The organism is Streptomyces sp. NPDC002669, assembly GCF_042889165.1.
GTDB lineage: Bacteria > Actinomycetota > Actinomycetes > Streptomycetales > Streptomycetaceae > Streptomyces.
Genome location: NZ_JBIAQQ010000016.1, coordinates 120594 through 142780 on the forward strand (window position 1 = coordinate 120594; position 22187 = coordinate 142780).

The 22187-nt window shown below is 73.6% G+C and carries 15 protein-coding genes; 8 read left to right on the forward strand and 7 right to left on the reverse strand.

Annotated elements, in window-relative coordinates:
• Positions 1 to 29: 29 nt before the first annotated feature.
• Complete coding sequence (pcaB, locus tag ACFYW1_RS23500) at positions 30 to 1391, reverse strand: 3-carboxy-cis,cis-muconate cycloisomerase (protein ID WP_388996436.1); 1362 nt, start codon at positions 1389 to 1391, stop codon at positions 30 to 32.
• A 251-nt stretch (positions 1392 to 1642) separates the two neighbouring features.
• Here pcaB and ACFYW1_RS23505 point away from each other — a divergent pair, with 251 nt between their 5' ends.
• Entirely contained in the window at positions 1643 to 3274 is a 1632-nt protein-coding gene (locus ACFYW1_RS23505; RefSeq protein ID WP_388996633.1) for an FUSC family protein, read from the forward strand.
• Positions 3271 to 3777 (forward strand): MarR family winged helix-turn-helix transcriptional regulator, encoded by a 507-nt coding sequence (locus tag ACFYW1_RS23510; protein ID WP_388996439.1) that lies wholly within the window; start codon positions 3271 to 3273, stop codon positions 3775 to 3777. The genes ACFYW1_RS23505 and ACFYW1_RS23510 overlap by 4 nt, the downstream gene beginning before the upstream one ends.
• Positions 3778 to 3874: 97 nt before the next feature.
• Here the strand turns inward: ACFYW1_RS23510 and ACFYW1_RS23515 are convergent, their stop codons facing one another.
• On the reverse strand, positions 3875 to 4660 hold the full coding sequence (locus tag ACFYW1_RS23515) for an IclR family transcriptional regulator (RefSeq protein ID WP_388996442.1): 786 nt from the start codon (positions 4658 to 4660) through the stop codon (positions 3875 to 3877).
• Positions 4661 to 5308: 648 nt separating this feature from the next.
• Here ACFYW1_RS23515 and ACFYW1_RS23520 point away from each other — a divergent pair.
• The 6 genes from ACFYW1_RS23520 (at position 5309) to ACFYW1_RS23545 (ending at position 11501) form a co-directional block, all read left to right on the forward strand.
• On the forward strand, positions 5309 to 6919 hold the full coding sequence (locus ACFYW1_RS23520) for a sensor histidine kinase (RefSeq protein ID WP_388996445.1): 1611 nt from the start codon (positions 5309 to 5311) through the stop codon (positions 6917 to 6919).
• Complete coding sequence (locus ACFYW1_RS23525) at positions 6916 to 7323, forward strand: roadblock/LC7 domain-containing protein (RefSeq protein ID WP_148832530.1); 408 nt, start codon at positions 6916 to 6918, stop codon at positions 7321 to 7323. The genes ACFYW1_RS23520 and ACFYW1_RS23525 overlap by 4 nt, the downstream gene beginning before the upstream one ends.
• Complete coding sequence (locus ACFYW1_RS23530; RefSeq protein WP_148832528.1) at positions 7320 to 7691, forward strand: DUF742 domain-containing protein; 372 nt, start codon at positions 7320 to 7322, stop codon at positions 7689 to 7691. Before ACFYW1_RS23525 ends, ACFYW1_RS23530 begins: the two co-directional genes overlap by 4 nt.
• The gene (locus ACFYW1_RS23535; RefSeq protein ID WP_148832526.1) at positions 7672 to 8286 is read left to right on the forward strand and encodes an ATP/GTP-binding protein; all 615 of its coding nucleotides are present in this window, start codon (positions 7672 to 7674) and stop codon (positions 8284 to 8286) included. The genes ACFYW1_RS23530 and ACFYW1_RS23535 overlap by 20 nt, the downstream gene beginning before the upstream one ends.
• 71 nt (positions 8287 to 8357) lie before the next feature.
• Positions 8358 to 9923 (forward strand): cytochrome P450, encoded by a 1566-nt coding sequence (locus tag ACFYW1_RS23540; protein WP_388996450.1) that lies wholly within the window; start codon positions 8358 to 8360, stop codon positions 9921 to 9923.
• Between the two features lie 231 nt (positions 9924 to 10154).
• The gene (locus ACFYW1_RS23545; RefSeq protein ID WP_388996453.1) at positions 10155 to 11501 is read left to right on the forward strand and encodes a 6-phospho-beta-glucosidase; all 1347 of its coding nucleotides are present in this window, start codon (positions 10155 to 10157) and stop codon (positions 11499 to 11501) included.
• Between the two features lie 19 nt (positions 11502 to 11520).
• Here ACFYW1_RS23545 and ACFYW1_RS23550 read toward each other — a convergent pair whose 3' ends face one another.
• From ACFYW1_RS23550 to ACFYW1_RS23570, 5 genes are read right to left on the reverse strand one after another with little or no spacing between them, the layout of a single operon-like run.
• Positions 11521 to 13524, reverse strand: coding sequence for a hypothetical protein (locus tag ACFYW1_RS23550; RefSeq protein ID WP_388996456.1), 2004 nt, complete (start codon positions 13522 to 13524; stop codon positions 11521 to 11523).
• Positions 13521 to 14708, reverse strand: a complete 1188-nt coding sequence (locus ACFYW1_RS23555) for a VWA domain-containing protein (protein WP_388996459.1) — start codon at positions 14706 to 14708, stop codon at positions 13521 to 13523. Before ACFYW1_RS23555 ends, ACFYW1_RS23550 begins: the two co-directional genes overlap by 4 nt.
• Entirely contained in the window at positions 14705 to 17050 is a 2346-nt protein-coding gene (locus tag ACFYW1_RS23560; RefSeq protein WP_388996462.1) for a DUF5682 family protein, read from the reverse strand. Before ACFYW1_RS23560 ends, ACFYW1_RS23555 begins: the two co-directional genes overlap by 4 nt.
• A complete protein-coding gene (locus ACFYW1_RS23565; protein ID WP_388996465.1) occupies positions 17050 to 18183 on the reverse strand; it encodes an AAA family ATPase in 1134 nt (377 codons plus the stop codon). Before ACFYW1_RS23565 ends, ACFYW1_RS23560 begins: the two co-directional genes overlap by 1 nt.
• On the reverse strand, positions 18180 to 21848 hold the full coding sequence (locus ACFYW1_RS23570; RefSeq protein ID WP_388996468.1) for a WGR and DUF4132 domain-containing protein: 3669 nt from the start codon (positions 21846 to 21848) through the stop codon (positions 18180 to 18182). The genes ACFYW1_RS23565 and ACFYW1_RS23570 overlap by 4 nt, the downstream gene beginning before the upstream one ends.
• Between the last annotated feature and the right edge of the window lie 339 nt (positions 21849 to 22187).

Consider the following 22187-nt stretch of genomic DNA (forward strand, 5'->3'; position numbering starts at 1 on the left):
CCGGGCGTGGAGGGCGTTCGGGGGAGCGGTCAGCCGCGGTCCAGCGCGCGGTCGGTGAGCGCGCCCGCGCAGCCGGTGTACCGGGCGGGCTCGGTCAGGTCCGCCAGGTCGATCCCCGCCAGCTCGGGTTCCTCGTCGAGTACGTCGGTGAGGACGTCGGACAGGTCCGTGGTCTCCGCGCGGGCCCGGACGGCGGCGCCCGCCAGCACCTCGGCGGCCCGTCTGCGGCCGATCCGTTCCGCGAACGCGGCGGCCAGCCGCTCCGAGACGATCAGCCCGTCGGTGAGCTGGAGGTTCTCCCGCATGGCGTAGGGGACGACGCGCAGGCCCCCGGTCAGTTCGGCGGCGTCCCGCGCGGCGCCGCCGACCAGCCGCAGCAGTTCGCGCAGCGGCTCCCACTCGGCGTGCCAGGCCCCGGCCGGCCGCTCGTCCTCGGCCGTGAGCGAGCCGTACAGGGTCGCGGCCAGACCGGGGGCACGGCGGGCCGCCGCCGCGATCAGCGTGGCGCGCACCGGATCGGCCCGGTGCGCCAGGACGGACGGGTTCTCGCCCTGCGCCTCGGCGACCTCGCCGATCTCGGTACGGGACAGGGTCAGCACATCGGCCGCCGTCTTGCCGAGCGCGCCCGCCGTGAAGGCCAGCGCGCCCGCCAGGTCGGCGATCGGGGTGCGCAGGGTGTGCCAGGGCAGCAGCGGTTCGGCCAGACCGAGTTCGTTCGCGAACATCTGGAGCAGCGGCAGCCCCGGATCGATCCCGTCGGTGTCGGCGTCGGGTGCGTAGGCCCCGAACGACGCCAGGGTTCCCGCCGCGCCGCCCAGCTGGGCGGGCAGCGACTCCCGTACCGCCGAGAGCCGGTCCCGCGCGTCGAGGACCAGCGCGCGCCAGCCGGCCGCCTTCAGCCCGAAGGTGATCGGCGCGGCGTGCTGGGTGAGCGCGCGGCCGGCCATCGGGGTGTTGCGGTGCGCGGTGGCGATCCGGGCCACCGCGTCCGCGGTGCGCGCCAGGTCGTCGAGCACCGGCGCCAGGGTGCGCGCGGCGACCAGCATGGCGGCCGTGTCGAGGATGTCCTGGCTGGTCGCGCCCCGGTGCACGTACGGCCGGAAGTCCTTGGCCACCCTCGCCACCAGGTCCAGGGCCAGGGGGACGACGGGATCGCCGCCCGCGCGGGCGCGCAGCGCGAGGTCCCGCACGTCGAACCGGCTCATGTCGGCCGCCGCCGCGGTCACCGCCTGCCCGGCGCCGGCCGGGGCCAGCCCGCAGTCGGACTGGGCGCGGGTGAGCGCGGCCTCGGCGTCGAGCATCGCCCGCAGGAAGGCGCTGTCGCCGGTGGCCGTCTCGGCGGGGGAGCCGGCCCGCCCGGGGGCGAGCAGTCCGGCATCGCTCTCGTACATCGGCTGGACTCCAGAGGGCCCGCATCGGCGCGCGCCGCGAACGGATGCCGGACCGGGGTGGGGGAGCGGGTGCGTGGGTGCTGCGATCAGTGTGGCCCGGGGCCCGTCGACCGGCGACCCGGAAGAAAATGTTTTACAGGTGTAATACCTGCTAAAGTATTTGAGTGAGTGATGCAACCACCTGGTCCCGGCAGCCCTCCGTCCGCAGACTCCCGCTGGCGGCCCCGCTGCGTCTCGCCCGGCCCTCGGACATGTGGTTCAAACCGGCGCTGAGCGTGGTCGTCGCCACCGCCGTACCGGACCTGGTGCTGCTCGCCGTCGACCGGCTCGACCTGGTGATGTACACGATGGCCGGTTCGCTCTGCGCCCTGTACGGCCACAACCTGCCCTACGCGCGCCGGGCCCGCGCCGTCGCCGGAGTCGTCGTCTCCATGGTCACCGGCCTGGCGATATCGCTGGTCGCGGCCTCCCTCACCGGATCGGTCGCCGTGCTGATCGCGGTGGGGGCCGCCCTCGCGGCCGCGCAGAAGACGCTCTGCGACGCCACCCGCATCGGCCCGCCCGGACCGGTGATCTTCACGTTCGTCACCTCGGCCGCGCTCTTCGCCCCGCAACGACTCGGCCAGGTGCCGGGCCACCTCGCACTGACCCTGGCCGCCGGGGCGGTCGCCTGGCTGGTCGCGGTCGGCCCCGCGCTCATCCGCCGGGAGGGCCCGGAGCGCCGGGCGACGGCCCGCGCCCTCGACGCGGCCGCCACCCACCTGGCCGATCCCGGCCCCCGCACCCGGCACGCGGCGGCCGCCGCCGTGCACGCGGCCTGGCAGTGCCTGCTCGCCGCCGGACGCCCCACCCCCACGCGCCGGGCGCTCGAACGCCTCGTCGTCCACGCCGAGGCGGCGACCGCCAAAGCCGCCCCCGGCGTCCGCCCCGACGCCTCCCCGGCCGCGCCCGCTCCGGACCCCGACCTGCTCCGGACCTGGGCACGGCAGACCCGTGCCCGCGGCCCCGTCCCCACCCCGCCGCCCGCCCCGGGAACCTCGGACGAACTGTTCGGCATCGACTCCGAACGGGCCGCCCGGCGCGGCACGGGCCGGCGCGACGCCCGCCGCGCGCTGCTGCGCGGTCTCGCACCCGGCTCCCCGCTGCTGCCCATCGGCGTCCGCGCGCTCATCGGCTGCGCCCTGGCCGGCTACGTCTCCCAGGCGGCCGGAGTCGGCCGCCCCTACTGGGCCATCGTGACCGCCGCCTCCCTCTACCAGGCCAATGTGACGCTGTCCTGGAACCGGGCCCTGCAACGCACCCTGGGCAATCTGATCGGCGTCCTCGTCTTCGCCGCCATCCTCCCGGTCAGCCGCACCGGACCCCTGGCCCTCATCGGCTTCTGCCTGTTCTTCGGCTTCGCGGCGGAGGCCCTGATCACCCGCAACTACTGGCTCGGCTCCGTCGCCGTCACCCCGATGGCGCTGCTGGTCCTGGAATTCGGCGGCACCCATCCGGCCGGCGAACTCATCGGCGACCGGGTCCTGGACACCGTCATCGGCGCCGGTACGGGCCTGCTCGCCGCCGTCCTGGTGACCAACCGCCGGGCCGGCGGCCGCCTGGAGAAGGCCCTGGCCGCCACCGAACTCGCCCGCGCCCGGGCCGTGAGCGCGCTGGCCGCGCCGCGCACCGACCCCGCGGCCCTGGACGCCGCCCGCCGCGGACTGACCGGGGCGCTCGTCGAACTGCGCGACGCCGACGACACCGCCGCCGGCGAATGGTGGCAGCGCGCCCTGCCCCAGGAGCAGGTCCTCGCGGCCGAACGGGCCGGACACCGTACGCTCGCCGCTACAGCGACACGGCAGGGGCTGCTCGCCCCCGCCCCGGAGAACGGAGCGGTGTGACCGACGACATCGTCGCCTCGGTGGTACGGCAGTGGCAGGCCGTCAACCCGGAGCTGGACACCGGACCGATGGAACTCATCGGCCGCATCAACCGCTGCGCCGCCCTGCTCCAGCAGGCGGAGGACGCCCCGTTGCGCGCCGCCGGACTGACCCGTGCCGAGTTCGACCTGCTCGGGGCCGTGCGCCGCACCGACCGCGAACTGACCCCCGGCGAGCTGGCCAGGGAGACGTTCTCCTCCGGCGCCGCCGTCACCAAGCGCCTGCGGGTCCTCCAGGAGCGCGGCCTCGTCGACCGCCGGGGCGACGACCGCGACCGTCGCGTCAACCACATCCGCCTCACGGAGGAGGGACGCGAGCTGGTGGACATGCTGCTGCCCCGGCAACTGGCGTACGAGCGCACGGTCCTGTCCGGCCTCGACGAGCGCACCCACGCCCAGCTCAGCGCCCAGCTCGGCGAGCTGCTCGTCCAGTTGGAGGGACGGATCGGCGGCACCCGCCGCTGACCCCGGGCCCGGCCCGCGCCCGTGTGGTGGGGGCCGGCGCCCCCGCTCCGGCGTACGCCCGGTACCGCGCGCCCGCGCGGCGCGGGGGACCGGCGCGTCATCGCAGGGGTGTCGCCTCGGAACCCGCGCCGGGCCCGTCCAGCAGCGCGGCGGAGCGGCGGAGTTCCTCGGCACGGCGGACGAGCGCCGCGTCGTCGCCCCGGTCGGCGGGGGCCGAGGCGGTCAGGGCGAGCCGGTCGCGCCAGTTCGACCCGGTCAGGAGGACGGCCACGGCGTACACGCCCCGGACCGATTCCCCGCGGCTGACCGCGTATCCCCGCCCGCGGACCTCGTCGAGCTCGGCGAGCAGCGCGGAACGCGAGGCGAGGGCGTTCGACGAGGTGGCCGGCAGCTCCTCCTGCGGATAGAGGGCGCAGACCTGTTCCGGCGCCATCCGGGAGAGCAGCATCTTGCCGCCCGCCGTGGTGTGGGCGGGGCAGGTGCGGCCGACCCCCGACATCACCCGCACCGGATGCGGGCACTCGCGGCCGTCGGTGATGACGATCCGGTCGCCGATCAACGCCGCGCTCTGCACCGTCTCGCCGGTACGCAGCACCGCGTCCTCCAGCACGGCGCCGAGCCGTTCGCGGACCGCCGCGCCGAAGCCGGCCGGGAGCCCGAGCCGGACCAGCTCGGGGCCCGGCGCGTAACCGCGGCCGGAGGAGTCCCGGACCGCGAAGCCCCGCCCCTCCAGGGTGCTGAGCACCCGGTGCGCGGTGGACCTGCCCACGGAGAGCAGTTCGGCCGCCCGGGAGACGGTCAGCGTGTCGTGGGTGAGGAACAGCCGCATCAACCGGAGTCCGGTGTCGAGCGATTCGATGGTGTAGCTCCGCGTCGGCCCCATGGTGCGTCCGTTCCTCGTCGGTTCCGGTGCGTCTCGTGACGCGACGTACCCGGACATGATCCGGGACGGCGGCCCGCCACGGGCCCGGTCCGCGGTCCAACCGGCCCCGGTCCGGGGGCCGTTCCGCGCAGTGCGAGGGTGCGCGACGGCCCCCGCCCCGATGCCGCCCGCACCGGCCGTCACCCCGGCGCCCCGGAAGGTCACCCTTCCCCGGGCCACGAATATGTTCCTTTCGACCTCTCTCGATTGCATGTACGACTGTCCCTCGATGTGGGACGAAGTGAGGGTGCGTGAGGGGAAAGGGTGAGAGTTGTTGCCCTTCAGGTAGTCAACTCCGCGTTGATTGGCCGTAGTTCGCCCACCTGGTCCCTTCGATCCTGTCCCGCTCTTCGGTACGAATTGCCGCGCGGGGCACTCAATGTCGGCCATGGTCACTCCCCGCGCACGCGCGACGGCGGTGCGTGCAAAAACTCGTGAGTGTATTACCGCCGGAGCGCTCGCGCAGGGGGTTGGGTGAATGTGCCGAAGCCCTGATTCGATCTGACTAAGCTCACGCGCAGTGAAGTCGAGTTGATATGAATTCGAGCGCTTGTTCCCAACTGTCCTGCAGGCGCCTGTACCTCCCGAATCAACCGCCAGAGGTTTTAGATGGTCCGTGTTGAATCACCGCCGACCGACCGGGAAACCCCGGTCGTTCGCGCCGTGTTGCTGCCCGTGCTCCTGATCGGCGGCGCGACCGCCGCCGCGGCGGCGCTGGTCCCCGAGCCCGCGCGGATACCAGTCGTCTGGTGCGGCGTGATCGCCGCCGTCGTGGTCGCCGGACTCGCCGTCCAACTCGCCCGCAGGGCCCGCGACCTGCGTACCCAGCGCGCGGTGTACGAACGCCGCTTCGCCGACCTGGAACGGCGCATCGCCACCCACGACGACGAGACCGTGCGGATCAGCAAGGTGCTCCTGCCGGCCGCCATCCACCGTCTGCGCGTGGGGAATTCGCCCGAGGAGGTGCTCCGCGACGTCGTGGACGCGGACGAGGCGTACCGCGACCTGCCCGACGCCCAGCGCACCCTCGTCTACACGGTGCTCAACATCATCGACAACGAAGAAGCCATGCGTGACTCCGCGCAGCGTGCCTTCGTCAACGTCGCCCGGCGCGTCCAGGCGATCGTCCACCGTCAGGCGAGCGAACTGCGCGAGATGGAGGAGCACCACGGGCGCAACCCCGACGTCTTCGACGACCTGCTCCGCATCGACCACGGCACCGCGCTGATCGGCCGCCTCGCCGACTCCATCGCGGTACTCGGCGGGGCCCGGCCCAGCCGCCAGTGGCCCAAGCCCGTACCGCTGTTCAGCGTGCTGCGCGGCGCCATGTCGCGGATCCTGGAGTACCCCCGCGTCGATCTGCACTCGATCGCCAAGGTCGCCATCATCGGCACGGCCGTCGAACCGCTCATCCACGCCTGCGCCGAGCTCCTCGACAACGCCACCCGCTACTCGCCCCCGCAGACCCGGGTGCACGTCACCGCCGTCGAGGTGCAGACCGGCATCGCCATCGAGATCGAGGACGGTGGCGTCTCGCTCAGCGAGGAGGCCCGCTCGCGGGCCGAGAACATGCTCGCCAGGGCCCAGGCCGGCTCCAACATGAACGACCTCGGCGAGTCCCCGCGACTCGGCATGGCCGTCGTCGGACGCCTCGCCCGGATGTACGACCTCCAGGTCTCCCTGCGGCAGTCCGCGTACGGCGGCGTCCGCGCCGTGCTCATCGTGCCCCGCGCCATGATCACCACCGGACCCGCTCCCGGCATCGCCCACGGCATCGGCGCCACGTCGAGGCCCACCAGCGACATCGACCAGGAGGCCATGAAGCACGTCGTGCCGGCCCGCCGCAAGCCCCGTACCCCCGTGGCCCAGCGCCCCGCCACCGGACCGGTGGCCCCCGTCACCAGGCCGGTCCTCCCCGCGGCCGCCATGGAGGACGAGATCCCCGTGGTGACCGAGTGGACCGCCGGAGGACTCCCGCAACGCCGCAGCCGCGGCCGCGCGCCCCTGGGCTCGCACAACCTCCCCGCCCAGCCCGTCGACCCCACCGCCGGCCGGCGCAACGGCCATGCCAACGGCCACGGACCGGGCGGCGACAACGGCAAGGAGCAGCCGCCCGGACTCTGGCTGGAGGCATTCACCAACGCCGTCAACGGCGTGCCGCAGGACCCGAAGACCGACGAAGACTCCGATGACGCGTGGGACAGGGGAGACCTGAAGTGATCCAGCAGCGGGGAAACATGGACTGGATGCTCAAGCAGCTGGCCGACGACGTACCGGACATCCACCAGATCGTGGTGCTCTCCGCCGACGGTCTGCGCATCGCCCAGCACGGCGGCGACCCCGATGTCGCCGACCGCCTCGCGGCGGCCTGTGCCGGACTGCAGAGCCTGGCCGCCGCCGTCGCCTCCGAAATCCCTTACAGCGACGGGCTCATGCGCCTGGTCGTCATCGAGGTCACCGGTGGCTTCTTCTACCTGATGGCCGCCGGGACGGGCGCGTACCTCGCGGTCCTGGCCGGTGAGACGGTCGACGCCGGCCTCGTCGGATCGCGGATGCGCGACATGGTCGTCAGGATCGGTGCCCATCTGACGAGTCCTCCGCGCCACGACGGGCTGTCCGGATGAGTTCTCCCCGACGAGAGCGCCGAAAAGCCGATCCCGCCCTGAGCGATCCGGAACGGCTGTACGTGATCACCGGCGATCCCGACGGCAGCGAGCGAGCGGCTCTCGACCTGGTCACGATGATCGTCGCGAAGGCACAGCCGACGCCGACGGTCCAGCCCGAGCAGGCGGTGATCCTGCGCCTGTGCCAGGCACCGTTATCCGTCGCGGAGCTCTCCGCGTACCTCGGACTTCCCTTCAGTGTCGTCACGTCGCTCCTCACCGAGCTCCTCGCCGCCGAACTCATCGAATCGCGCGCACCCATCGTGCGCGCCACACTCCCGGACAGGTCCCTCCTCGAAGCGGTGATGCATGGACTTCAGAAACTCTGACACGATCACCGGCCCCCGGCGCGAAGACGTCCTTCCCACCACGGCGACCGCCGCGGTGAAGGTCGTGGTCGTCGGCGGGTTCGGGGTCGGCAAGACGACCATGGTCGGATCGGTCAGCGAGATCCGACCGCTGACCACCGAAGAGACCATGACCCAGGCCGGTGTCGGCGTGGACGACAACTACGGGGTGGAGAGCAAGACCGCCACCACCGTCGCCATGGACTTCGGCCGGATCTCCATCAGCGAGGAGCTGATCCTCTATCTGTTCGGGACACCCGGCCAGGAACGTTTCTGGTTCCTGTGGAACGGACTGTTCGAGGGAGCCCTCGGCGCGGTGGTCCTCATCGACACCCGTCGGCTCGAAGTCAGCTTCGACGTCATCGGGCGGCTGGAGGAGCGCGGCGTACCGTTCGTCGTCGCCATCAACACCTTCCCCGACGCCCCGAAGCACCCCGTCGAGGCACTGCGCAGCGCCCTGGACCTCCCCGAGGAGGTCCCGATGATCGACTGCGACGCCCGGCTGCGCGGCTCCAGCCGCGACGTGCTGATGACCCTGATGCGCTACCTGCACAGTCTGGCGCTCCCGCTCGCCTGACCGTGCTCCCCACCCCCCCCTCACGCATCCCCACCCGTCTGGTCCTTGGAATCCTGATCCCTGGAGCGATCGTGACAACCCCATTTCCCTACGAGTCCGGAGCGGCCCAGGGGTCGTTTCCGCCCCCCGAGTGCCCGGCCCACGGCCTCGGCATCGGGCCCGGCGGACTGCGCCGGTTCTACGGCCCGGAGGCCGAGCGGGACCCCCACGGGCTCTACGAGAAACTGCGCGCCGAACACGGCACCGTGGCCCCCGTGCTGCTGCACGGGGACGTGCCCGCCTGGCTGGTTCTCGGCCACAGCGAGAACCTGCACATGACCCGTACCCCCTCGCAGTTCTCCCGCGACTCCCGACGGTGGCGGGCCCTGCAGGACGGCAGTGTCGCCCCGGACCACCCGCTCGCCCCGATCTTCACCTGGCAGCCGATCTGCGTCTTCGCCGACGGCGCCACCCACGAGCGCCAGCGCGGCGCGGTCACCGACAGCATGGGCCGCATCGACACCCGCGGCGTCCGCCGGCACGTCAACCGCTACAGCAACCGGCTGGTCAACGACTTCTGCCAGGAAGGCCGCGTCGACCTGGTCGGCCAGTTCGCCGAACGGCTGCCGATGATGGTGATGTGCGCGATCATCGGCATGCCCGAGGAGTACAACGACCGGATGGTCCAGGCAGCCCGCGACATGACCCGGGGCACGGCGACCGCCGTCGCGAGCAACGCCTACGTCCTGGAGGCGCTGACCCGGCTCGTCCAGCGCCGCCGCCGCGAACCCGCGGACGACTTCGCCACCTGGCTCATCGAGCATCCCGCGCGGATGAACGACCAGGAGGTCAGCGAGCACCTGCGCCTGATCCTCATCGCCTCCTACGAGGCGACCGCCAACCTGATCGCCAACGTCCTGCGGATGGTGCTCACCGACCCGCGCTTCCGGGCCCGGCTCAGCGGTGGTCACATGACGGTGCCCGAGGCGGTCGAGCAGACGCTGTGGGACGAACCGCCGTTCACCGCGGTCTTCGGCCGTTGGGCGGTCGGCGACACCGAACTGGGCGGCAAGCAGATCAAGGCGGGCGACGCCCTGATCGTCGGCATCGCGCCGGCCAACACCGACCCGGTCGTACGGCCCGACCTGAACGCCGACATGGCGGGCAACCGCGCCCATCTGGCGTTCAGCGGCGGCCCGCACGAATGCCCGGGGCAGGACATCGGCCGCGCCATCGCCGACGTCGGTGTCGACGCCCTGCTGATGCGACTGCCCGACCTCGAACTCGCCGTCGACGAGAGCGAGCTGCAGTGGGTCGGGAACATCATGGGCCGGCATCTGGTGGAACTCCCGGCGGACTTCGCCGCGCGTCCGCCGCAGGACGACAGGGAACCGCCCTCCATGGGCAAGCCCAGCGCGCAGCGCCAGGACTGGGAGGTGCAGTCGACCGTCCGGCACACCGCCCCCACCCCCGGACGCCCGCCCGCACCCGCCCCGGCCCCGGCCACGACGGGCGCGGCGGCCATGACGGCGATCGTCGACGAGACGGGGAACGCCCCCGCGGCGCAGTCCGCCGTGGGCCACATCCCGCAGCAGCGCGGCCGGTCGGCACCGGCCAGGCTGTGGCGGGTCGTCTCCCGCTGGTGGAGCGGCGACTGACCCGGCCCGTCCCGACGAGGCGCGAACGGAACCGGCATCCGGCCCGGTGGCCGCGGACCGTGGGTCCGCGGCCACCGGGCCGGACCCCGTCGGTACGGATGCGGCTTGTACGGATTCCCTTCGTACGGATTCCCCGAGCCGGGAGGGGAAGCGGGGGTTGTGGCGGCAGGGCCGGAAGCGGGAGCCGCGCCCCGGAGCCGTTCGTGCCCGGTCCCCGTACCATGCGGAAGCGTGAAGCTGACAATTCTGGGCGGCGGCGGATTCCGGGTTCCACTCGTGTACGGGGCGCTGCTCGCCGACCACGCCGAGGGCCGCGTATCGGCGGTCACCCTTTACGACACCGACACCGCCCGGCTCGCCGCGGTGGCCCGGGTGCTCGCCGAGCAGGCCGAGAACGTCCCCGACGCGCCCCTCGTCAGTGCCACCACCGACCTCGACGAGGCGTTGCGCGGCGCCGACTTCGTCTTCTCGGCGATCCGGGTGGGCGGCCTCGAAGGCCGGGCGGCCGACGAACGCGTCGCCCTCGACCGGGGCGTGCTCGGTCAGGAGACGGTCGGGGCGGGCGGCATCGCCTACGGGCTGCGCACCGTGCCCGTCGCCGTCGACCTGGCCCGGCGCATCGCACGGCTCGCCCCCGACGCCTGGGTCATCAACTTCACCAACCCGGCCGGTCTGGTCACCGAGGCCATGTCCCGCCACCTCGGGGACCGGGTCATCGGCATCTGTGACTCCCCGGTGGGCCTCGGCCGCCGCATCGCCCGGGTGCTCGGCGCCGACCCGGACCGGGCCCGGATCGACTACGTCGGCCTGAACCACCTGGGCTGGGTCCGCGGACTGCGCGTCGACGGCCGGGACGAACTCCCGCGGCTGCTCGCGGACCCGGCCCTCCTCGGCTCCTTCGAGGAGGGCCGGCTGTTCGGTGCCGACTGGCTGCGCTCGCTGGGCGCCGTCCCCAACGAGTACCTGCACTACTACTACTTCAACCGGGAAGCGGTACGCGCCTACCAGGAGGCAGAGCAGACTCGCGGTGCCTTCCTCCGCGAGCAGCAGGAGGGCTTCTACGCCCGGATGAAGGACCCGTCGGCTCCCGCCCTGGCCACCTGGGACCGCACGCGCGCCGAACGCGAGGCCACGTACATGTCGGAGAACCGGGAGGTCGCCGGGGTCGGCGAACGGGACGGGAGCGACCTGGAGTCCGGCGGTTACGAGCAGGTGGCGCTCGCCCTCATGCGGGCGGTCGCCCGCGACGAACGGACCACGCTCATCCTCAACGTCCCCAACCGGACCACGCTCCAGGTGCTCGACGCCGAAGCCGTCATCGAGGTGCCGTGCCTGGTCGACGCCAACGGCGCCCGCCCCGTCGCCGTCGACCCGCTTCCGTACCATGCCGTGGGTCTCGTCACCGCGGTCAAGGCGGTCGAACGCGCGGTCCTGGAAGCATCGGAGAGCGGTTCGCGCGCGACCGCCGTGAAGGCATTCGCCCTGCACCCGCTGGTCGACTCGGTGACCGTCGCCGAACGCCTCGTCGACGGATACGTCGAGGCCCACCCCGCACTCGCCTACCTGAACCGCCCCTGAGCCCGGACACGGCGGGGCCTCAGGCCCGGCCGGAGCGGAGCTCGTTGCCGACCATGAGGTGGAGCTGGGCCTCCAGCCACGCCCCGCACCGGGCGGCCAACCCCTCCTCGCCCGGCGCGGACCCGTCGTCCAGCGTGTCGAGGAAGGCGCGGAGCAGCGTCGCGGCACGGGTCAGGCCGGTGCGGGACAGCGCGGTCACGGAGTCGTCGATACGGGACCGGGCGGGGGCGTTCAGATGGCGCAGCCCGCTGTGCGCCACCGCCGACATGGCGGACATCGCCTCCTCCAGCACCGCCGCCAGCGGATCGGCGGACCGCCGCGCCACCGCCGCCAGGGCCGTGGAGCCGTCACCCGGGGCGAGGTCGGGCACGACCACCCCGGCCGGAGTGAGCACCCCGAGCGGATCGATCCGCACCCCGCCGCCCGAGCGGTGCACCGAACCGCTCACGTGCGTGGCGCCGCTCTCCAGCGCATCGGCCAGGGCGTCCAGCGCACCGGGGCACTGCGGCCGGTACTCCGACGCCACCACCGCCCGGGACCCCGAGGCATCGAGCACGACGGCCTCAAGACGCTGCTCGGCCGGGTCGTAGCCGACGCTCTCCACCGCCGACAGCGCGACGACATGGACGCTCTCCGCCTCCACCCGCGGCCGGATCAGCCGGGGCGGGCGGCCCTCCCAGCCCGCCGTCAGCGCGGCCAGGTCCCGTACGAGCAACGGCTCGGGCAGCTCGGTCCAGGCGGTGCCGACGGGGGTGATGGTCGTCGCGCCGAGCCGGCCCCGCGCGACGGTCAGCGCACGGCTCGGAGTGCGCCGCACGCTCTCGCTGACCAGGCTCCCGGCGGCCAGCGAACCGAGCGAAGTGGCGAGGAGGCGCCGGGCGGACAACCCGTGGGCGGTGAGTTCCTTGCCCTCGGCCGCCGTCCAGTCCTTGCGCAGCACGAGGACGTTGCCCGCGCCGGGATGGGCGAAGTACACCTCGGCGGTCAGGGACCGGCCGGTGCCGTGGACCCGGCAGCCGAGCGAGGTGAGCCGGACCCGGCGCAGCGGGGTGTCCCCGGCCTCGCGGGTGCCGAGCACGCCGGGGTGCGCGGCGGCCCGCCGCCGGGCGTGCACCTCGGTGATCAGGGCGGCGACCGACTCCGGGCGGTAATGGGCGCCGCGGTCGGCGTACGCGGTGAGCTGGTCCGTCAGCTCGGCGAGCGCCCCCGCGGGCCAGTGCATCGACTCGGCGGTCAGCCCGGCACCGGCACGCACCAGGGCGCCGCCGTGGACCGGCCCGACATGGGCCACGCCCTCCGCCAGCAGCTCGTCCACCAGCCCGACGGCCGTGTCGAGCGCGGACAGGGGCGCGGACACCGCGGCGGGGTCGCCGCCCCCGACCTGGACGGACACGGAACGCTCCGCGGTCCCCGTCGCGTCGGCGGCCCGGAACGCCCACACCGCGAGCGCCACCATCTCGCCGCGCAGTTCGGCCGCCGCGTCCGTCAGCGCGTACCCGATCTCGCCGGGCACCGGGAAACGCACCGTGCAGGTGGGGAGTTCGACCCTGGGCTCGGGATGGCCGGGGGTCGGGCGGTGCACCATGGCGCCGTAGCCGCGCTCGAAGGTGCGACGGGCCGAGGCGGCCGGGCGGGTGCCGACCGCCTCGGCGAGGGCCTCGTCGCCGGTGTCGCCGGGGGACCATTCGACGGCCGGGGCGGGCTCGCCGTCCGCGGCCGACCCTGCCCGGCGCTGGTAGGCCAGCACCAGGGCGACGAGATGGCGGCAGACACCGGGCGCGGAACAGCTGCAGTCGCCGTTGTCCAGACCGGCGGCGGGCGGCAGGGACGTGGTGGTGCCGTCGTCGAAACGGGCCCGCACGGTGGCGTCCGGATCGGTCGTGAGCTCGGGCACCGTCCCGGCATCCAGCTCCTTCGTGGCCCGTTTCACCAGGCCGCGGTTGGCCAGCGCCGCGAGCGTGTCCGGGGTGAGGGCGAGCAGATCGGCCCGCGCGTCGGCGCGACCGGTGGACGTGTCGGTCATCGGCCCAGCCTCTCGGCGACGAACTCGGCGAGGCGGCCCGGCGTCATCGCCCCGATGTGCGCCCCGGCCTCGGCGAGCCGCCCGGCCGTCCGGCGGTCGTAGTCGGGGTTGGCGTCCTCGTCGAGCGCGGCCAGCCCCAGTACGGTCGTGCCCTGCTCCACCAGTCCCCGCACCGCCCGCACCAGCCGGTAGGCGTCGCCGCCCTCGTAGAAGTCGGTGACCAGCGCGACGATGGTGCGCCGCGGATTCTCCACCAGCCCCGCGCCGTACTCCACGGCCCGCGCGATGTCGGTGCCGCCGCCCAGCTGGACCCGCATCAGCAGCTCCACCGGGTCGGTCACATCGGCGGTCAGGTCCACCACCTGGGTGTCGAAGGCGACCAGATGCGTCTTGAGACCGGGCAGGCCCCACAGACAGGCGGCGGTCACCGCGGAGTGGATGACCGAACCGGCCATCGAGCCCGACTGGTCGACCAGCAGGATCAACTGCCAATGCACCACGTGACGTTGGGTACGGGAGTGGAAATGGGCGCGCTCGATGAGCAGCCGGCGCTCGGCCGGCTGGTAGTGGGCGAGGTTGGCCCTCACGGTCTGCCGGAAGTCGAAGTCCCTGGCCAGGGGCACCCGGCTGGGCCTGCGGGAACGGGTGCCGTGGAACGCCCGGCGAACCTCCGGCCGGAGCTTGGCCAGGAGCTGTTTCACCACCGTCTCGACGATGCGCCGGGCCAGTTGCAGCACCTGGGGGTTCATCAGGTGCTTGGTGCGCAGCACGGCCCGCAGCAGCGTCGCGCTCGGCTCGACCCGCTCCAGCACCGCGGGATCGGTGACGATCTCCTGGATGCCGTACCGCTCGACCGCGTCCCGCTCCAGGCGTTCGATGGTCTCCTTCGGGAAGAGCCGGTGGATGTCGTCGAGCCAGTCGACCGCGGTCACCGCGGACGGCCCGTCACCGCCTTCCCGGGAACCGGAACGGCGCACCCCCCGTCCGGCGAGATCGGGGTCGCGGCCGTAGAGCCAGTCGAGGGCCGCGTCCCGGCCGGCGTTGCCCGGGCCCAGCTGCCCGGTGTGCCGTTCGGCGGGGGAACCGAGCACCAGCCGCCAGCGTTCCAGCCCCGCGTCGGGAGCCGTGCCGCGCTCCTCCTCGGGCGTGGGCGCAGGCTCGGGCGCGTGTCCGTGCGTGGTCATGGGGTGGCTCCCAGGTCGTAACGGGCCAGCAGGCGGGACACGGACTCCTCCAGCGTCCGGGCCCCGGCGATCAGCAGGGGGTCCGCGGTGGTCCGCAGCAGGGAACGCGACGAACCGCGCACCCCGCGCCGCTCCAGCAGCCGGCCGGCGATCCGCTCCCGTTCGCGGGGCGGGAAGAACGCGAACGCCTGCCGCAGCGCGGGCAGCCCGGCCAGGAACTCCTCGTCGGGCAGGGCGAGGACCAGACCGTCCAGCACGTCGATCAACGACCCGCCCCCGGCCCCGTCCTCGCCCACCACACCGGTCACCTCGTCGCGGGCGAGCGCGAACAGCCCGGCCAGCCAGTCGCCGAGGGCGTCCGCCCCGGCCCGCGCCACCGCACGGACCGCGTCGGCCGGGTCACCGGCGGCGTCCGGCTCCTCGGCCAGGGCCCGGTACAGCCCGAAGGCGGCACCGCGCAGATCGACCGGCGCCTGCGGATCGTCGCTGATCCGTCGGGCGATCCCGGCCACCGTCGCACGCGTGACGGGCAGCAGGTCCGGCGCGTGCACCACCGTGTCCCGCACCGCGACCACGGCCCGCAGCCGGGGCCGGTCCACCCCCGCGGCGCCGCGCGCACCCTCCAGGAGCCACAGCAACCGCGCCGTCGCCCCCTCGATCACGGCGGCGAGCAGCGGACCGTGCGCCATTCCGAACACCCGGTCGTGCCGCCACAGCCCCAACGCCGTGGCGAGTATGCCGCCGAGCGGCCCCACCGTCCGCAACCCGCCGACCCGGGAGGACAGTTCACCGAGCAGCTGCTCCGAGAAACCGTCCATTCCGCACAGCACGGCGTCGAACAGCGTCTTCGCCAGGTCGTCGGCCCCGGTCGTGGCGGCACGCGTCCGTTCGGCGAGTGCGACGGCCGCCGCCTCCGCCAGGGTCGCGCCGTACGCCCCCGCCTCCACCAGCGCGGCCTCGCGGCCCGGGGCGGTCTGCGTCTCCCAGCGCTCGGTGAAGACGGGATCGATCCCGTGCTCGGGACCGGACGTCCGCACGTGACCGGGTATCCCCAGCACGCGCAGCCGGTGCAGCGCCCGGCTGCGCTCCAGATCGGCGGCGTCCGTGAGGTCCAGCCGGTACGCGGCGCCCGCGTCGCCGTCGAGCGCCAGCGCGGCGAGCCGCGCCGCCACGTCGTGCACCAACGGCGGCGCGGGAGTACCGGGGTGGAGACGGCCGGTGCGGTCACCGCCGCAGGCGGCGAGCATCTCGACGACCGCGGGGTGGACGCCCGTCGACAGGGTGCCGCGCGCCGTCCACGGCAGCGGCTGGTCGAGGTCGTCCGTGATCAGGGCCCCCGCGAGCCCGTCCAGCACGTCGATCCGCGCCGGGGACGGGTGGCCGCGCAACGTGGTGAGCCCCTGCGCCAGGCTCCGGGCGGCGATCAGGTCGGCGGTGGACACCGGGAACTTCCGCGCCCGCAGCCGCTCGACGACCACCCGCAGCAGGTCGTCCGCGGCGGCTCGGGGCCCCAAGTCCCACACCCGCTGGTAGTAGCCCGGCGACGGCATTCCCGACTGGTACCCCGCGAACGCGTCCAACTGCCGGAAGGAGTACGGCACGAGGAAGCTCCCGGCCATGGCACCGTCCGGCGGGGCGGGCACCAGCGGCCACCCGTCCTCGCCCCGTTCCCAGTCGTCGTCCCCCGCGTCCCCCTCCCCGCCGGAGGCGGTGAGCGCGCGGAGCGCGGGCTGGTGGAAGCCGCCGGTGACCACCAGTACCGGCCGGTTCCCGGCCGCCCCGACCGCGGCCCGGACCCACGCCGCCATGTACGTTTCGCGGGCACGGTCGCCCGCGTCGGCCGCCGCGTCGCCCCGGACCAGCGCGAAGTACGCGTCGAGCCGGTCGGCGAGGCCGTCGTACGGCTCGACCTCGAACAGGCGGTCCCAGAGGGCGTCGGAGGAATCCACCGCGAAATGCCGGCACAGCCGCTCCGTCGCCTCCGCGTAGCGGATCTCCGCGTCGGCGTAACGGTTGGTGCGCTCGGCGAACGCGGGATGCCAGGCCGGGAGGTCGATGAAACGGACCTCGGCCCCGGCCGCCCGCCCAGCCCGCAGCGCGACCCACTCGGGCGAGTAGTCGCACAGCGGGGCCCAGGACGTCGCGGCACGCTGCTCGTCGCGGTAATGGCTGAACACCGCGACCGGCAGCTCGTGGCCGAGCAGCAGCTCGTCCAGCCGGCCGTTCATCTCGGCCGGACCCTCGATCAGCACCAGGGCGGGCCGGAGCTCCTCGACGGTCCGCTCGACGAGCCGCGCGCAGGCGGGGGAGTGGTGGCGCACCCCCAGGAACACCGCGGGCATCAGTCGGCCAGCAGATGGCGCGCGTCGTACAGGGCCTTCCACTGCGGGCCCTGACGGCGCGACACCTGCTGCTCCAGATAGCGGCGCAGCCGGGCCAGGTCCTCCGGACTGTCCTTCGCCGCCGTCCCCGCCAGGCAGGCCACCACGTCGGCGGCACTGCCCGGCTCGCCGCGCAGGAACCAGCCGCGCACCCCCACGGCGTGGGCGACCGAGACGGCCTCCGCCGTGCTCATCACCGCCGTGGGACGGTCCGGGCCACCGGCCCCGTCCTTGCCGCCGGTGCCCGCGCGCAGCTCCCGGAAGGTGCCGACCAGCACCTCCAGCACGTCCCGGTCCGGCGGCGGCTCCACTCCCGAACGCCGCAGCAGGGTCGTCACCTCGGCCTCGACCAGGGCCAGTTCGGTGTCCAGGTCGGGGATGGGGAACACCGTCTCGAAGTTGAACCGCCGCTTGAGAGCCGCGCTCATCTCGTTGACGCCCCGGTCCCGGGTGTTGGCCGTGGCGATGACGTTGAAGCCCTGCCGGGCGAAGACCATGCCCTCGGGCCCGGTCAGCTCGGGGACGGCCACCACCCGCTCGGAGAGCAGCGACAGCAGCGAGTCCTGCACCTCCAGCGGACAGCGGGTGATCTCCTCGAACCGCACCAGCCTGCCCTCCGCCATGCCGCGCAGCATCGGGGCCGGGACGAGCGACCGGGCGGAGGGTCCCTCGGCGACCAGCAGCGCGTAGTTCCACCCGTACTTGATCTGGTCCTCGGTGGTGGCGGCGCCGCCCTGCACCGTCAGCGTCGAGTCCCCGCTGACCGCGGCCGCGATCAGTTCGGACAGCAGCGACTTGGCCGTGCCCGGCTCCCCGACCAGCATCAGCCCGCGGCTCGTCGCCAGTGTCACCAGGGCCCGGTCCACCAGCGAGGGGTTGCCGACGAACTTCCGGCTGATGCCCGTACCGGCGTCGCCGACGATGAACCGGCGGGCGGCCCGCAGGCTCAACTCCCAGCCGGGCGGGCGGGGATCGTTGTCCTCGGCGCGCAGCGCGGCCAGCTCCTCGGCGTACCGCACCTCGGCCGGGGGCCGCTGCACCGCGACCGGGCCGTCGTCCGGCGTGCCCCCGCGCGTCTCGTCCCGTACGGTCATGATGCGACGCCCTCCGTGAGTTCGGCCAGGTCACCGAGGAGCTCGGACACGGTCACCGCGTCCAGTCCGGTGAACCGGAGCGGGTATCCGCCACGCCCCCAGTGGTCATTGGGCCGGCGGTCGAGCCAGACCGTCTCCAGGGTCTGGTCGGGGAACATGTCGACCACGCCGACCGCGATGCCCGGGTCCAGCGCGATCACCAGGTAGCAGTCGTCGCCCAGGCGCTTGGAGATCCAGCGCTCCACCCCGGCGTCCTGCGGCACCCCGCGCTCCCAGCCGCGCCGCTGCAGCCCGAGCACCTTCCCGACCGGAACCTTGAGCCCCTCGAACCGGGGGAGCCGGTAGGCGTCGGCCTCCTCCCCGGACAGGACGGACACGCTCCGCCCGAGCTGCGGGAAGGGCTGGAGGATCTCGTAGTCGGCGAACACCTCGGACCAGGCGGCCAGTTCGTCACCCAGGTGCAAGGGGTGCGCGAGCCGAACCGTCGCGTCGTCGGCCAGGACGAACACCTCGTCCTCCGCGTCGGCGAACGTGCGGTCCTCCGCCACCCGGAACGCGGTGCGCGCTCCGTCCTCCGCCTCGCTCAGCCACACCAGCCGACGCACCAGGTGCCACATCAACGGATGCTCGACGAACAGCTTCCGGAACTCCTCGGCCGTCCAGGAGCGTTCGGCCACCATCGCGGCCTCCAGCCGGCGCACCTGGTCCGAGGCGATCGTCCGGACGTCCTTCTTGAGCGTCATGAACCGCTTGCGCTCCGCCGGGGCGAGCTCCGCGTCGTCGCGGGCACCCGGCTTCGGCAGGTCCTTGCGGCGCTTGCCGTCCCCGTCCAGCACGTACGGTCGCAACTGCTCGTCGAAACCGACCGTGAACGAACGGGGACCGTAGTCGACGACCGTCGAGCCGTCCGCGTCCAGCCCGAGGTCGGGCACGAGCCGGTCGGAGAGCTGTTCCCCGGTCAGCCCCAGTGTCTCGGCGACCTCGGCGATCTTCTCCCCGGCCCGTTCCTTGAGCGCCTTGAACTTCACCCGCTGCGCGATGCCGTGCAGATGCAGCAGGGCCACGTCGCTGCCGATGGCGGCCAGCACGTCGAGGCCCTCCACGGCCCGGTGGTGCGCCGACTCCCCGGGCCAGGCCCGGATCACCGGGGTGAGCCGGCGCACCGTCTCGTCGTCGCCCAGCAGCCCCAGTGCCTGCAGCGCCCACGACTCCTTCGCGGGCAGGTTCGCCATCCGCCACTGCTCGAACAGGGCCCAGGCGAACTCGGCGAGCGAGGCGGCCTCGGCGGTCCCGGTCAGCACCTCGACGCCGGGGTACACCTCGCCGGGCTTCGACAGCGCCAGCATCATCACGGCGTGCCGCACCGACGCCGCCGGCAGCGCACCACCGGAACGGACCTTGATCTGCGGCAGGAGCGCGGGCTCCGCCCAGCCGGGCAGTACCGGCATTTTGGCGGGCAGCGCCCGCTCCAGCGGGTCGATCGACAGCAGGCCCGCCACCGCCGCCGCGGCCTCCTCGCCGTACGTCCGGGCGGCTTCGCGCACCACGTCGTCGCCGTGCGTCGAGGCGATGTGCAGCAGTGCCTGCTCCGCGGCGCGCCGTGCGGTGCCCGCCTTTCCGACGGCGTCCGGCACCAGGAGCGGGGCGGCCGCCACACCGTGCCGGGCGAACCAGGCGCGGGCGGTGGCCGCGGTGGACTTGAGGCGGACCGCCCAGTTCGCCATGTGCCGGGCGACCTGCACGTCGACGAAGGGCAGGAACAGCGGGGCGAGCGAGGCGGGCTGCCGGGGCACTGCGCGCAGCAGCAGCGGCAGCGCGGCGAGACCGAACCGGGCGGCGACCGGCTTGAGCGTCTCCTCACCGGCCCACAGGTCGGTCGGGTCCCAGGTGGCGAGCAGCGGGGCGACCTGCTCCTCGTCGCCGTGGACGAAGAACCAGGCAGGGTGCAGGCTGCCCCGGGCCAGGCTGTGCTTCAGGGCGGCGACCTCCTTCTCCCAGGAGTCGTCGTCGGGCCTGGCGGTGTACCAGGAGGAGGTGGCCGTCCACGCGGCCTGCTCCTCGGGAAGCCACTGGACCGAGGGTTCGGCCTCGGCGGTCAGCCCCTGTACGACCTCGTTCTTCAGCTCGGTGCGGGGCCGGGACCAGGGCGGCGACGTCAGCGCGGCGGGCAGGGAGTCGGCCGGCGCGTCGGCGATCAGGTCAGCCGGGTTGAGCAGCGGCTCGACGATCTCCACGACCTCCGGGGCGAGGCCGTCGAGTGCCAGTGTCACCACGTCGCGGTGGGCGCCGACGTGCCCCTGGAGCAGCTGCGGCACCAGGCCGGAGGAGCCCTTCGGGCCGGCGGCGGCGACCTTCGCGGCCAGCAGCCGCACCGCCCGCACCGGGTAGCGGCTCATGGCCGTGAGGAGGGAGGGGCGGACCTGCTTCGAGTCCACATGGGACAACAGGGCGAGGAACGCCTCGTCGGTGGGCAGCTCGACCAGGGAATCGGCGGCGAGCTTCACGCTCTCCGAGTAGTAGCGGTCGGACCGGTCCAGAACCTCGACGAGATGGGGGGCGATGGCCGGGCCGATGCCCTCGGCGGCCGTCGCGATGAACGCGACGTTGTCGATGAAGTCCGAGGAGGGGGAGAACCGGGCCATCTGCTCGGCGGAACCCAGCGAGTTGAACACCATCGCCCGCAGGATGCGGTGCTGACTGCCGGTCACCTCGGGATCCGCGCAGAGCTCGTCCACCCACTCCGTCTCGCTCGGCACGAGGTAGGAGACGAGGATCCTGTGCGGCATGTCGGTCCGGCACCGGGCCAGTGCCTCGACGGCCGCCCGGTAGGTGTCCTCGTCGGCCGCGGCGAGAAGGGTACGGACCCGGTCGATCGGGGCCCGGTGCTCCTGCGCCCAGTAGTAGTGCGGCTCCTGGAAGGCGACCAGCCGGGGTGCGCCGCGCTTGCCGCCGCCGCGCTGCCAGGTGCCCCGGACCGAGAACACCTCGGCCGCCGTCCGTGCGGCGAACGGCAGGCCGTACCGCGAGACCCAGAAGTCCGCCCACACGGAGTTCGGCACGGACGTCTCGACGATCGAGGCCAGCGCGGCCGCGCCGACCGGTGTGGGGCTGCCGCCGAGATGCGCCCGCAGCTGTTCGGCCACCCCGGCATCCGAGGTCGGTGCGTCCAGGAACTCCTGGATCCAGGCCATGTGGTCCGAGATCGCGGCCTCGATCGTGTCGAAGGCACCCTTGGCGGGCTTGCCCGGCACCCGGCGCACCCCGCCGCGCCGTGGATGGAGCACCCGCCTCCAGTTGGCGGGCAGTACGAAGGTGTCCTCGTCGGGGAGCGTCACCGTGCCCTCCCCGGGGGCGGCCGTGGAAGTCCCGCCCGGAACGGGGACGGCCGCGGAAGACTCGACGGGGACGGAGCCGGAAGCGGAATCGGAGGAGCCCGGGCCGGAGGGGCGGGAGGCGGACGTTCCGACCTCGCGGTAGCCCTTCTTCTCCTTCTCCGCGATCGTCTTGAGGACCTGGGCCGCGGCGGCCTCCGCCGACGCGTACTCCTTCGTCTGCGTACGTCCGTCGCTGCCGCACCGGCCGTAGCGCACCGTCACCACGGTGCCCACGGCCTCGGTCTCCCAGAACTTCGACGCACTGCCCTCGACGTACTCCCAGCGACGCACAGCCCCGCCCCCTTCGTCACTTTCGACTCGCACCGCCGCGAGCTCCTCGATCAGTGGTGCCACAGTAGAACGGACCACTGACAGCGCGAGGTGTCCGGGGTGTCCGACGAGGAAAGCCGCAGGTCATCGAGTGCACGGAAGTGCGCACCCGGGCAAGGGGTCTTTCCGGCGCGGCTGCTGCGGCCGGTGTGCGAAAAGTGGTTGCTGCCGCATCGCGGGCGGAAGACGCCGCTCCGTCGCCCGTCCCGGCGTCGGTGCCGCAGTGGTCCGTGGCCGGTCGCGGCGGAGGCGGTCCGCGGTCCGTCGCGGTCGAGTCCGTCACGTTCCGTGAGTGAACGG

Bases quoted from the DNA above. Each gene is read 5' to 3' on its own strand.
- ACFYW1_RS23530 (WP_148832528.1), top strand. From the start codon at position 7,320: ATGAGTTCTCCCCGACGAGAGCGCCGAAAAGCCGATCCCGCCCTGAGC.
- pcaB (WP_388996436.1), bottom strand. From the start codon at position 1,391: ATGTACGAGAGCGATGCCGGACTGCTCGCCCCCGGGCGGGCCGGCTCC.
- ACFYW1_RS23560 (WP_388996462.1), bottom strand. From the start codon at position 17,050: ATGCCCGCGGTGTTCCTGGGGGTGCGCCACCACTCCCCCGCCTGCGCG.
- ACFYW1_RS23555 (WP_388996459.1), bottom strand. From the start codon at position 14,708: ATGACCACGCACGGACACGCGCCCGAGCCTGCGCCCACGCCCGAGGAG.
- ACFYW1_RS23520 (WP_388996445.1), top strand. From the start codon at position 5,309: ATGGTCCGTGTTGAATCACCGCCGACCGACCGGGAAACCCCGGTCGTT.
- ACFYW1_RS23515 (WP_388996442.1), bottom strand. From the start codon at position 4,660: ATGGGGCCGACGCGGAGCTACACCATCGAATCGCTCGACACCGGACTC.
- ACFYW1_RS23505 (WP_388996633.1), top strand. From the start codon at position 1,643: ATGTGGTTCAAACCGGCGCTGAGCGTGGTCGTCGCCACCGCCGTACCG.
- ACFYW1_RS23565 (WP_388996465.1), bottom strand. From the start codon at position 18,183: ATGACCGTACGGGACGAGACGCGCGGGGGCACGCCGGACGACGGCCCG.
- ACFYW1_RS23535 (WP_148832526.1), top strand. From the start codon at position 7,672: ATGGACTTCAGAAACTCTGACACGATCACCGGCCCCCGGCGCGAAGAC.
- ACFYW1_RS23550 (WP_388996456.1), bottom strand. From the start codon at position 13,524: ATGACCGACACGTCCACCGGTCGCGCCGACGCGCGGGCCGATCTGCTC.